This is a genomic window from Curtobacterium sp. Leaf183, from assembly GCF_001424385.1.
Classification (GTDB): domain Bacteria; phylum Actinomycetota; class Actinomycetes; order Actinomycetales; family Microbacteriaceae; genus Curtobacterium.
Genome location: NZ_LMPO01000001.1, coordinates 60,014 through 72,165 on the forward strand (window position 1 = coordinate 60,014; position 12,152 = coordinate 72,165).

Genomic DNA, 12,152 nt, shown 5'->3' on the forward strand with positions numbered 1-12,152 from the left:
TCGGGCAGCACCTCGTCGATGGTGCGGATGCCCGAGACGGTCTCGAGCAGCATGCCCTCGGCAGAGTGCTCGAACAGCAGCTGCCGGCACCGGCCGCACGGCATCAGGGTCGCGCCGTCGCCGTCGACGCACGTGAACGCGACGAGCTTGCCGCCGCCGGTCATGTGCAGCTGCGACACGAGCGAGCACTCGGCGCACAGCGTCACGCCGTACGACGCGTTCTCGACGTTGCAGCCGGAGACGACCCGGCCGTCGTCGGTGAGCGCGGCGGCGCCCACCGGGAAGGACGAGTAGGGCGCGTACGCCCGCCCCATGGCGGCGGTCGCCGCCTGCCGCAGGGCGGTCCAGTCGACGTCGACACCCGCGTCGAGCGTCGACGAGTCGGACTGGAGGTTCGTGGCCGGGTCGGTCCAGGCGGGCTCGCCAGCTTTCTGGTCACCCGCAGCGTTCGTGTCGGTCATGTGCCGGGCCTCCTGGCTAGCTCTTGATGTACGGCTTGCCGGACGCAGCCGGGCCACGCGACTGCCCGACCAGGCCGGCGACCGCGAAGATCGTGACGACGTACGGCAGCATCAGCAGGAACTCGCTCGGGACGGGCGAGTTGATCGACCCGAGCACGTTCTGCAGGTTCGACGCGAAGCCGAACAGCAGCGCCGCGAGCGTGGCGCGGATCGGGTCCCACCGGCCGAAGATGACGGCCGCGAGCGCGATGTAGCCCGCGCCGGCGGTCATGTCCTTCGCGAACGGTCCGACCGAGCCGAGCGTGAAGTACGCACCGCCCAGGCCGGCGATCGCACCCGCGAGCGACACGTTCCAGAACCGGGTGCTCAGCACGTTGATGCCGACGGTGTCCGCTGCCTGCGGGTGCTCGCCGACGGCACGGAGGCGCAGGCCCCAGCGCGTCTTGAACAGCGCGAACGTGACGACCGCGACCGCGACGTACGCCAGGTACACGATGACGTTCTGCTCGAAGAAGACCGGGCCGATCACCGGGATCTGGTGCAGCACCGGGATCGGCAGCACCGGGAAGCGGATGCCGGTGTTGAGCGTCTGCTCGGCCGGCGACAGCACCTGCGAGTACAGGAAGCCCGTCAGCCCGGAGATGAACGCGTTGATGACGACACCGACGATGACTTGGTCGACGAGGTACTTGATGCTGAACGCCGCCAGGACGAACGACACGAGCACCCCGGCCACGAGGGCACCGACCAGCCCGACCCACGCGGAGCCGGTCAGGGAGCCGATCATCGCGGAGACGAACGCCCCCGCCAGGAACTGGCCCTCGATCGCGATGTTGACGACGCCGACCTTCTCGGAGATGACGCCGCCCAGCGCACCGAACACGAGCGGGACGCTGAGGCCGAGCGCGCCGACCAGCAGACCGGGCAGCGGGATGGTGGCGCCGGCGGCGGCCCACGCCAGGAAGCCGACCACGAACAGCAGCGCGAAGACCGACGTGACCCACAGGGGGACCTTCCGGAACCCGCGGACCTGGACGACCGCGAACACGGTGGCCAGGGCGAGCAGGACGGTGACGACGACGCCGGTGCCCGTCGCGGGCAGCGGCACGTCGGGCAGCTGCACGAAGTCACCCGCGTTGGCGAGCCGGAACGTGGCGTCCCCGGAACGGTGCAGCAGGACGAAGAAGACGAGCGCCACGACCGTGAAGACGGCGTACGCGATCGGCAGCTTCCAGCTGCGGGTGGTCTCGACGGCGCGGTCGGCCAGCGGGGCGTGCGGCGCGGCCGCGGTGGGGCTGAGGGTGCTCATGCGGCGACGGCCTTCCGCTCGGACTTCGTGGAGCGCTTGCGACGGGCGCCGGGCTGCGGGATCCGGAAGATCGCGCGGACGAGCGGCGGTGCGGCGATGAACAGGACGATCAGGGCCTGGATGACCCCGACGATGTCGATCGGGATGCCGTTCGCGGCCTGCATGGCGTAGCCACCGTTCTTCAGCACGCCGAACAGGATCGCCGCCCAGAACACGCCCCACGGCTTCGAACGCCCGAGCAGCGCCACCGTGATGGCGTCGAAGCCGATGCCGGCGTCGATGTTCGAGGTGAACCCGCTCGTGACGGCGCCCTGCACCTGGTAGGCGCCGGCGATGCCGACGAGGGCACCGGAGATGACGAGCACCCAGAAGGTCAACGACGGCACGCTCATGCCGGCGACCCGGGCGGCGCGCGGGTTCTCGCCGATCGTCCGGAACCGGAAGCCGAGCGACGACTTGTTGAGCAGCCACCACACGACGACCACCGCGATGATCGCGACGATGAACCCGAGGTCGACGCCGTAGCGCGGCCCGAACAGTGCCGGCAGCACCGAGCTGTCCTTCATCGCGGGCGAGATCGGGTTCGGGCTGCCGCCGGCCTGCAGCAGCCCCGGGGTGCGGAGCATGTAGCTGACCAGGTACAGCGCGACGTAGTTGAGCATGATCGTCAGGACGACCTCGTTGGCGCCGGTGCGGGCCTTGAGCAGCCCGACGATCCCGCCCCAGACCGCGCCACCGACGATGCCCGCGACGATCGTCAGCGGGATGTGGATCGCGGCCGGTAGGTCGAAGGAGAACCCGAACCACCCGGCTGCCGCGGCACCCATCAGGATCTGTCCCTGGCCGCCGATGTTGAACAGCCCCGCGCGGAACGACACCGCGATGCCGAGTCCGGCGACGATGAGCGGGACGGCGTAGTCGATGGACCGGGTGATCGGCACGACCGCCTGGGCGAAGGACTCCGCGCCGAAGTTCACGACCGACCCCTGGAACAGCGAGGCGTACGAGCCGCCCACGGCGGTGCCGATCGCGCGCAACGTGTCACCGGGTCGGGCGAAGAAGTAGCCGGCTGCCTGCTGCACGGCCTGGTCGGTCAGCGCGATGAGGATCCCGCACGCGACGAGCGCCAGCACGACGGCGAGGACCGTGACGAGCACGGAACCGTTCATGATGCCCTGCAGGGCAACCTGCCAGCGGTCGGCACCGGAACGGTCGGCGGCCCGGCGCTCGGTGTCGGCCGCGGAGTCGGTCATGAGGTGCGGGGTGCCCTCGACGTCCTGGATCCGGTCGTCGGTCACCGGGGTCTCGTCTGGCGTGGGGGTGCTCACGCTGCCAGCTCCGTTCCTTCAGGGAGTTCTCCGGCCATCATGAGACCGAGGACGTCGCGGGGGGTGTCCGCGGGGACGATGCCGATGATCGCGCCGCGGTACATGACGGCGATCCGGTCGGCGAGCGCGACGACCTCGTCGAGCTCGGTGGACACGACGATCACGGGGACACCGGAGTCGCGGGTGGCGACGATGCGCTTGTGCACGAACTCGATGGACCCGACGTCGATGCCGCGCGTGGGCTGCGCGGCGACGAACAGGCGGAGTTCGCGGCTGAGCTCACGGGCCAGCACGATCTTCTGCTGGTTGCCGCCCGAGAGTCGGCCGGCCGCGGTCGCACGCCCGGGGGTGCGGATGTCGAACTCGGCGATCTTCTCGTCGGCGAAGGCGTCGCGCTCGGTGGCGCGGATGGTGCCGGCTCGGACGAACTCGGCGTGGTCGGCGCGGTCGAGCATCAGGTTCTCGGCGATGGTGAACTCGCCGACCAGCCCGTCCTCTTGCCGGTCCTCGGGCACGAACCCGACGCCGGCGTCGAGCACCTGCTTGACGCTGCGGCCGGTGAGCTCCTTGCCGTCCAGGGTGACCCGGCCTGCGCGGACGGGCTCGAGGCCGATGATGGCCTCGGTGAGCTCGGTCTGGCCGTTGCCCTGCACCCCGGCGATCGCGAGCACCTCACCGCGGCGGACGGTGAACGACACGTCGTCGACGAGCACGATGCCCTGCGGGTCCGTGACGGTGAGGCCCTCGACGACCAGGGCGTCCTCGCCACCGGTCGACGGTTCCTTCTCGACGACGAGTGACACCGCGCGACCGACCATCAGCGCCGCGAGCTCGTTGTTGGTCGCGGTGGGCGATGCCTCGCCGACGACCTTGCCGAGCCGGATCACCGTGATGCGGTCGGCGACCTCGCGGACCTCGCGGAGCTTGTGGGTGATGAAGACGATCGCGGTGCCGGCCTCGCGGAGCTGGCGCATGATGCCCATCAGCTCGTCGGTCTCCTGCGGCGTCAGGACGGCGGTGGGCTCGTCGAAGACCAGCACCGAGGCGTCGCGGGACAGCGCCTTGATGATCTCGACGCGCTGCTGCACCCCGACGGGGAGGTCCTCGACGCGGGCGTCGGGGTCGACGTCGAACCCGAACCGCTCGGAGATCTCCCGGACGCGTCGGCGCGCACCGGCGAGGTCGAGGCGGCCGCCGAAGGCCGTCTCCTCTTGTCCGAGCATGACGTTCTCGGCGACCGTGAACACCGGCACGAGCATGAAGTGCTGGTGCACCATGCCGATGCCCGCACGCATCGCGTCGCCGGGGCCGTCGAAGTCCTGGACGACGTCGTCCAGCAGGATCTCGCCCTCCTCGGCCTGGTACATGCCGTAGAGGACGTTCATCAGGGTCGACTTGCCGGCCCCGTTCTCGCCGAGCAGACAGTGCACCTCGCCGGGTTCGACGGTGAGGGAGATGTGGTCGTTCGCGACCAGCGGGCCGAACCGCTTGGTGATGCCGCGGAGTTCGAGCTTCATGTGGCGGGATCTTCTTCTCTTGAGCGCACGGTGATGCGGGCGGAGGATCGCTCCCCCGCCCGCATCGATGGTGTTACTTGACGGTCGCCTCGGTCTTGACCTTGATCGAGCCGTCGATGATGCCGGACTTGATCGTGTCGAGCTCCTTCGACAGACCCGAGTCGACCTTGGACTCGTAGTCGTGGAACGGCGCGATGCCGACGCCCTCGTTCTTCAGCGTGCCGACGTACGGGGTCTTCGAGAAGTCGCCCTTGGCGGCCTGCTCGACGACGTCCTTCGTGGCGGGGCGCATGCCCTTCTCGACGGAGGTCAGCGCGATGTCCTTGTAGCGGGGGTCGGCCTCGTACAGGTCGCTGTCGGCGCCGATCAGCACGGAGCCGTTGTTCGCGTCCTTGATCGCCTCGGCCGCCGACTGGTAGATCGGGCCACCGACGGGGAGGATCACGTCGGCACCCTGGTCGATCAGGGTCTGTGCGACCGACTTGGCCTGCGTGCCGGCCTCGAAGCCGCCCGTGAAGGAACCCTTCTGGCTGTCGACGTCCCAGCCGACGACCTTGACGTCCTTCTTCTTCTGGTCGTTGTAGTACTTCACGCCGTCCGCGTAGCCGTCCATGAAGATCGTGACGGTCGGGATCTGCATGCCACCGAACGTGCCGACGACACCGCTCTTCGAGTACGACGCGGCCGCGTAGCCGGCGAGGAACGCGGCCTGCGAGGTGTCGAACGTGATCGGCTTGACGTTCTTCGCGTCGATCGAGTTGTCGTCGATGATCGCGAAGTCGGTGTCGGGGTTCGCCGCGGCCTGCTTCTTCGTGGCGTCGGCGAGGTTGAAGCCGACCGTCACGATGAGCTTGCAGTTCTGGTTGACGAGCTGCTCGATGTTCGAGTCGTAGACCGTGGAGTCCTTCGACTCGGCCGACTTGTACGTCGCCCCGAGCTCCTTGGCGGCGTCCTGCAGACCCTCGTAGCCGAGCTGGTTGAACGACTTGTCGTCGAACCCGCCGGAGTCCGACACCATGCACGGGCGGAAGCTGGTGGTCTTCGCCGACGAGGTGTCGGACGGAGCGGCGGAGCAGCCGGCCAGGACGGCGACGGTGCCGACGAGCGCGAGGCCGCTGAGTGCGATCTGACGGGTACGAGATGACACGGGTGGGTTCCTCCGGGGAGCTTGGCCCGGTCACTGTGCACCGGGCGATCGTGGCGACAGTACACGACCGCCTGGCCGGTACAGGACGCCGCTGAGGGCCCCCGGGGATCGGTTACGGGATCGCGACCGCACCGTAATGCGCCTGTAACGCGGGGACACCGGATCGGCCCAGATCCGGGCATTTCGTGATGGAGCGCTACAGGACGTCGTCTCGGCCGCTGATCTTCAGCGCATCCACCACACCCTTGACCCGCTGGGCGTTCGCGCTGGTGGTCACGAGGAGTGCATCGGGGGTGTCCACGACCACGATGTCGTCGACCCCGATGAGTGAGATGAGCCGCTGGCTGTGCGACACCACGATGCCGCTCGACGAGTCCGCCAGGATGCGCGCCCCGTCGCCGAGCACGGCCAGGTGGTTCGCGAGCCCGCCGGACTGCAGCTTGGCGAGCGACGCGAAGTCGCCCACGTCGTCCCAGTCGAAGTCCCCGGGCACGACGGCCAGGCGCCCGGCGGCGGCTGCGGGCTCGGCGACGGAGTAGTCGATCGCGATCTTCTTCAGTTCCGGCCACACGGCGTCGACGACGGCGCCCCGCGCCGAGGTGTCCCACGCGGCGGCGAGTTCCTCGAGTCCGGCGAGCAGCTTCGGCTCGTTCCGGCCGATCTCGGCGAGCAGCACGTCGGCGCGCGAGATGAACATGCCCGCGTTCCAGAGGTAGTTGCCGTCGTCGAGGTAGCCGGTGGCGGTCTCGAGGTCGGGCTTCTCGACGAAGGAGCGCACGGTGTGCGCCTGCGGCGCGGACTCGATCCCGAGCGAGTCACCGACGTGGATGTAGCCGAAGCCGATCGCCGGCTCGGACGGCGTGATGCCGATCGTCGTGACGTACCCGGCGCGGGCCGCGGCGACGGCCTCGGCAACGGACCGGCGGAACCCGCGGGCGTCCCCGATGACGTGGTCGGCGGCGAACGAGCCGATGACGACGTCGGGTTCGCGGCGGTGCAGGATGGCCGCGGCGAGGCCGATCGCCGCCGTGGAGTCCTTCGGCTCGCTCTCGAGCACGACGTTGTGGTCGGGGACCCCCGGCAGCTGCGACTCGACCGCGACCCGGTGCGCCCGCCCTGTGACGACCATGATGCGGCCCTCCCCGGCCAGCGGCGCCAGGCGGTCCCAGGTCTGGCGCAGGAGCGAGGTCCCCGACCCGGTCAGGTCGTGCAGGAACTTGGGGGCGTCGGCACGCGAGAGCGGCCAGAGGCGCGATCCGATGCCGCCGGCGGGGATGATCGCGTAGAAGTCGTCGAGGGGTGCAGCCACGGGCTCAACCTACCGCCGTGCGACACGTCTTCCTGGGTGCCCGCCGGACCTTCGGCGGGAAACCGCACGACGCCGCCTCCGGGCTCGCACGACCTGTTCACCCCCCGCGGAGGTCCCGTTCACCGGGCTGACCCGCTGCCGGACACGTCCGACGCGCAGCCTGGAGCACGCCATGAACGCACGCAGCGTGGAGCGCGGGACGTCCAGCAGGACCGTCGCCGTCGTGACCGAGAGCTTCCTGCCCACCCTCAACGGCGTGACCACGAGCGTCCTCGCGGTCCTCGACCACCTGGAGCGTCGCGGCCACCAAGCCGTGGTCATCGCACCGGACACCCCCGGGATCGCGGGCCTGCGGTCGCGGACCCAGCTCGAGCGGTACCGCGACTTCGACGTCCACCGGGTCCCGGCGGTCGCCTACCGACAGTTCCCGGTGGCGCTGCCGCACCCGGTCCTCGACACGATCCTCGCCGCCTCCGGCGCCGACGTCCTCCACGCCGCCAGTCCGTTCCTGCTGGGTGGGCGCGCGATCACGGCAGCCGGGAGGCTCGGCATCCCCTCCGTCGCCGTGTTCCAGACCGACGTGGCCGGGTTCGCCCGCCGCAACGGCCTGGCCGCGACCGCCCCCCTCGTGCGCAAGGTGCTCGGGCGCATCCACGCCGGCGCCTCGCTGACGCTCGCGCCGTCGTCCGCCACCGCGGCCATGCTCATCGAGGACGGCGTGCCCCGCGTCGCGCGCTGGGGGCGCGGCGTCGACACCGCGCTCTTCCACCCCGCGCGACGCACGTCGTCGGCCGTCCGCAGCCTGCGGCGGCGGCTCGCCCCGCGCGGCGAGACCATCGTGGGGTACGTGGGGCGGCTGGCACCCGAGAAGGAGGTCGAGCGGCTCGCCGAGCTGGGCGGAATCCCGGGCATCCGGGTCGTGGTCGCAGGAGGTGGGCCCTCCCGTCCGGCCCTGGAGCGCCGGCTCCGGCACCTCGACGCGACCTTCACCGGCCCCCTGCGCGGCGACGACCTGGCGGACGTGTACGCGGCGCTCGACGTCTTCGTGCACACCGGACCCGCCGAGACGTTCGGGCAGACGCTGCAGGAGGCGCACGCCTCGGGACTGCCCGTCGTCGCCCCGGCGTCGGGCGGGCCGCTCGACCTGGTCGCGCCGGGACTCGACGGGGCGCTCTACGACCCGGACGAACCACAGGCACTCCGAGCCGCCGTGCTCGGGATGCACCTCGACCGGGCGCGCGCGGAACGGATGGGGTCCGCCGGTCGTCTGCGCGTCGAGGACACCACCTGGGAGGCCGTCGGCGACGAGCTCCTGGCGCACCACGACACGGCCAGGAACATCGGCGCACCGCCCGCGGCGCGCAGGGTCCTCACGGGTTGGAACGAGAAGGTCAGCGGCCGGTCGTAGGATGAACGTGTTCCACACGAACATGACGGCAACGGCTCGCCGATCGACGAGCCAGTCCTACGGAAGGGCGAGCTCATGGCCGAGCAGACCACAGGCGGTACGGCGACGACAGCCGCACCCACGGTGTCGATAGACGGACGACCCAGCGGGTCGGCGATCAAGTCGCCGCGCACACCACGCACGCCCCAGGGCACCCTGTACCGGGGCAGCGTCGGGATGTGGTCCTGGGTGCTGCACCGCATCACCGGGGTGGCGATCTACTTCTTCCTGCTCGTGCACATCCTCGACACGGCGCTCGTGCGGCTCTCCCCCGAGGCCTACAACGCCGTGATCGGCACGTACAAGACGCCCATCATGAACCTCGGTGAGATCGCCCTGGTGATGGCCATCGTCTTCCACGCGTTCAACGGGCTGCGCATCATCCTGGTCGACTTCTGGTCCAAGGGGCCGAAGTACCAGCGCGCCATGTTCTGGGTCGTCCTCGTGCTCTGGGCCGTGGCGATCGCGGGCTTCCTGCCGCGCCAGCTCATGAACCTCGTCGCCGACTTCCACTGAACCAGGGGCACACCATGACCACGCAGACCATCGCGCCCCCTCGCAGTGCCGAGGCCGCCCGCCGCACCACGAACTGGGAGAAGTGGGGCTGGATCTACATGCGCGGCTCGGGCATCCTGCTCGTCGTGCTGATCTTCGGCCACCTGTTCGTCAACATGGTGGCCGGCGAAGGCGTCAAGCAGATCGACTTCGCCTTCGTCGCCGGCAAGTGGGCCAGCCCGTTCTGGCAGGTCTGGGACACCCTCATGCTCTGGCTCGCGCTGATCCACGGCTCGAACGGCATGCGCACCATCGTCAACGACTACGTCGCCAAGCCGGGCATCCGCAAGACCCTGCTCGTCGCGATCCTCGCCGCCTGCGTGCTGCTCATCGTCCTCGGCACCCTGGTGTGCTGGACGTTCGACCCGTGCCCCGCCGGCGCCGCAGCCGCCGACCTGCCGTCGTTCTGCCCCGCGCAGTAGCCGCATCCACGACGACGCACGCAGCAGGGCCGTCGTCAGCACCCGCCGCACCACCGACCGGAAGACATCCTTGAGCGACATCACCGTCCACCACCACCAGTTCGACATCGTCATCATCGGCGCCGGAGGGGCCGGCATGCGGGCCGCGATCGAAGCCGGTCCGAAGGCGAACACCGCCGTCATCTCGAAGCTCTACCCGACCCGGTCGCACACCGGTGCGGCGCAGGGTGGCATGGCCGCGGCGCTGGCGAACGTCGAAGAGGACTCGTGGGAGTGGCACACCTTCGACACGATCAAGGGCGGCGACTACCTGGTCGACCAGGACGCCGCCGAGATCCTGGCGAAGGAAGCCATCGACGCGGTGATCGACCTCGAGAACATGGGTCTGCCGTTCAACCGCACACCCGAGGGCAAGATCGACCAGCGGCGCTTCGGTGGGCACACGCGGGACCACGGCAAGGCGCCGGTCCGCCGTGCGTGCTACGCCGCCGACCGCACCGGGCACATGATCCTGCAGACGCTGTTCCAGAACTGCGTCAAGCTCGGCGTGAACTTCTTCAACGAGTTCTACGCACTCGACCTCATCATGGTCGACGTCGTGGGCGACGACGGCGTCACCCGCAAGCAGCCCGCGGGCGTCGTGGCCTTCGAACTGTCGACCGGTGAGCTGCACGTCTTCCACGCCAAGGCGATGATCTTCGCCACCGGCGGCTTCGGCAAGATGTACAAGACCACCTCGAACGCGCACACCCTGACCGGCGACGGCGTCGGCATCGTCTGGCGCACCGGCCTGCCGCTCGAGGACATGGAGTTCTTCCAGTTCCACCCGACCGGCCTGGCGGGGCTCGGCATCCTGCTCACCGAAGGTGCCCGCGGCGAGGGCGCGATCCTCCGCAACGCCTCGGGCGAGCGGTTCATGGAGCGCTACGCCCCGACCATCAAGGACCTCGCCCCCCGTGACATCGTCGCGCGCTGCATGGTGCAGGAAGTGGCCGAGGGCCGCGGGGCCGGTCCGAACAAGGACTACGTGCTGCTCGACTGCACCCACCTCGGCGCCGAGGTCCTCGAGACCAAGCTCCCCGACATCACCGAGTTCGCGCGCACCTACCTCGGCGTCGACCCCGTGGTCGAGCCCGTGCCGGTGATGCCGACCGCGCACTACGCCATGGGCGGCATCCCCACGAACGTCAAGGCCGAGGTCCTGGCCGACAACGACACCGTCGTGCCCGGCATGTACGCCGCCGGCGAGTGCGCCTGCGTCTCCGTGCACGGCTCGAACCGCCTGGGCACGAACTCGCTGCTCGACATCAACGTGTTCGGCAAGCGCTCGGGCAACAACGCCGCCGAGTGGGTGCAGACGGCCGAGTTCCTGCCCCTGCCCGAGGACCCCGCCGCCAACGTGCGCGGCATGCTCGAGCAGCTCCGCGCCGCCACCGGCACCGAGAAGGTCGCGCTGCTCCGCAAGGAGCTCCAAGAGGAGATGGACAAGAACGCGCAGGTGTTCCGGACCGACGAGTCCCTGGCCCGCGTCACCGAGACCATCCACACCCTGCGCAACCGGTTCATGAACGTCTCCATCCAGGACAAGGGCAAGCGGTTCAACACCGACCTGCTCGAGGCCGTCGAGCTCGGGTTCCTGCTCGACCTGGCCGAGGTCGTCGTCTACTCGGCGCGCAACCGCAAGGAGTCCCGCGGCGGACACATGCGTGACGACTACCCCAAGCGTGACGACGAGAACTACATGCAGCACACCATGGCGTACCTGACGGGCGACCCGCACTCGTCACTCGCCGACGACCACATCACACTCGACTGGAAGCCCGTCGTCGTGACGCGGTACGAGCCGATGGAGAGGAAGTACTGATGACCGACACCCTGGTCTCCGACGCCCCCCGTACCGACACGGTGCAGGACGCTCCCCCCGGTTCGTTCCCGGTGACCGTCATCGTCCGGCGGTTCGACCCGGACGTCGACGACGAGCCGCGCTGGCAGGACTTCGACGTCATGATGCTGCCGACCGACCGCATCCTCGACGCCCTGCACAAGATCAAGTGGGAGCAGGACGGGTCGCTGACCTTCCGCCGCTCCTGCGCGCACGGCGTGTGCGGGTCCGACGCGATGCGCATCAACGGCCGCAACCGCCTGGCGTGCAAGACCCTGATCAAGGACCTCGACGTCTCGAAGCCGATCTACGTCGAGGCCATCAAGGGCCTGCCGCTCGAGAAGGACCTCATCGTCGACATGGAGCCCTTCTTCAAGTCGTTCCGCGAGGTCCAGCCGTTCCTGCAGGCGAAGTCGGTGCCCGAGAAGGGCAAGGAGCGCGTGCAGTCGGTCGCCGACCGCGCCCGCTTCGACGACACCACGAAGTGCATCCTGTGCGCCGCGTGCACCTCGTCGTGCCCGGTGTTCTGGACCGACGGGCAGTACTTCGGCCCCGCGGCGATCGTCAACGCGCACCGGTTCATCTTCGACTCGCGCGACGACGCGGCCGACGTGCGCCTCGACATCCTCAACGACAAGGAAGGCGTGTGGCGCTGCCGCACGACCTTCAACTGCACCGACGCATGCCCGCGTGGCATCCAGGTGACCAAGGCGATCTCCGAGGTCAAGCAGGCCGTCATGCGAGGCCGGGCATAGGCGCACCCGATAGGCTCCCG

Annotated in this window: 11 protein-coding genes; 5 read left to right on the forward strand and 6 right to left on the reverse strand. The window is 69.6% G+C overall.

Going from position 1 to position 12,152, the window contains the following annotated elements; all coding sequences use genetic code 11:
* The 6 genes from ASG04_RS00250 to ASG04_RS00275 form a co-directional block, all read right to left on the reverse strand.
* Positions 1–314: cytidine deaminase (locus tag ASG04_RS00250; protein ID WP_414835814.1), on the reverse strand; the 314-nt coding region annotated here is incomplete at its 3' end.
* 163 nt (positions 315–477) lie between these two features.
* Positions 478–1,770 carry an ABC transporter permease gene (locus ASG04_RS00255; protein ID WP_056118621.1) on the reverse strand — a complete coding sequence of 431 codons (1,293 nt, stop codon included), beginning with the start codon at positions 1,768–1,770 and terminating at the stop codon, positions 478–480.
* Positions 1,767–3,098: an ABC transporter permease gene (locus tag ASG04_RS00260; protein WP_414835806.1), complete on the reverse strand. Its 1,332-nt coding sequence runs from the start codon at positions 3,096–3,098 to the stop codon at positions 1,767–1,769. The genes ASG04_RS00255 and ASG04_RS00260 overlap by 4 nt, the downstream gene beginning before the upstream one ends.
* Positions 3,095–4,615, reverse strand: coding sequence for an ABC transporter ATP-binding protein (locus tag ASG04_RS00265; RefSeq protein ID WP_056118624.1), 1,521 nt, complete (start codon positions 4,613–4,615; stop codon positions 3,095–3,097). Before ASG04_RS00265 ends, ASG04_RS00260 begins: the two co-directional genes overlap by 4 nt.
* 73 nt (positions 4,616–4,688) lie before the next feature.
* On the reverse strand, positions 4,689–5,762 hold the full coding sequence (locus ASG04_RS00270; protein WP_056118627.1) for a BMP family lipoprotein: 1,074 nt from the start codon (positions 5,760–5,762) through the stop codon (positions 4,689–4,691).
* Between the two features lie 196 nt (positions 5,763–5,958).
* Entirely contained in the window at positions 5,959–7,071 is a 1,113-nt protein-coding gene (locus tag ASG04_RS00275; RefSeq protein ID WP_056118632.1) for a mannose-1-phosphate guanylyltransferase, read from the reverse strand.
* A 172-nt stretch (positions 7,072–7,243) separates the two neighbouring features.
* Here ASG04_RS00275 and ASG04_RS00280 point away from each other — a divergent pair, with 172 nt between their 5' ends.
* The 5 genes from ASG04_RS00280 (at position 7,244) to ASG04_RS00300 (ending at position 12,132) form a co-directional block, all read left to right on the forward strand.
* Positions 7,244–8,479, forward strand: a complete 1,236-nt coding sequence (locus tag ASG04_RS00280; RefSeq protein WP_235515379.1) for a glycosyltransferase family 4 protein — start codon at positions 7,244–7,246, stop codon at positions 8,477–8,479.
* A 75-nt stretch (positions 8,480–8,554) separates the two neighbouring features.
* Entirely contained in the window at positions 8,555–9,034 is a 480-nt protein-coding gene (gene sdhC / locus ASG04_RS00285; protein WP_268750879.1) for a succinate dehydrogenase, cytochrome b556 subunit, read from the forward strand.
* A 14-nt stretch (positions 9,035–9,048) separates the two neighbouring features.
* Complete coding sequence (gene sdhD, locus ASG04_RS00290) at positions 9,049–9,495, forward strand: succinate dehydrogenase, hydrophobic membrane anchor protein (protein WP_056118635.1); 447 nt, start codon at positions 9,049–9,051, stop codon at positions 9,493–9,495.
* 70 nt (positions 9,496–9,565) lie between these two features.
* A complete protein-coding gene (gene sdhA, locus ASG04_RS00295; protein WP_056118637.1) occupies positions 9,566–11,359 on the forward strand; it encodes a succinate dehydrogenase flavoprotein subunit in 1,794 nt (597 codons plus the stop codon).
* Positions 11,359–12,132 (forward strand): succinate dehydrogenase iron-sulfur subunit, encoded by a 774-nt coding sequence (locus tag ASG04_RS00300; protein ID WP_056118640.1) that lies wholly within the window; start codon positions 11,359–11,361, stop codon positions 12,130–12,132. Before sdhA ends, ASG04_RS00300 begins: the two co-directional genes overlap by 1 nt.
* Positions 12,133–12,152: the final 20 nt, after the last annotated feature.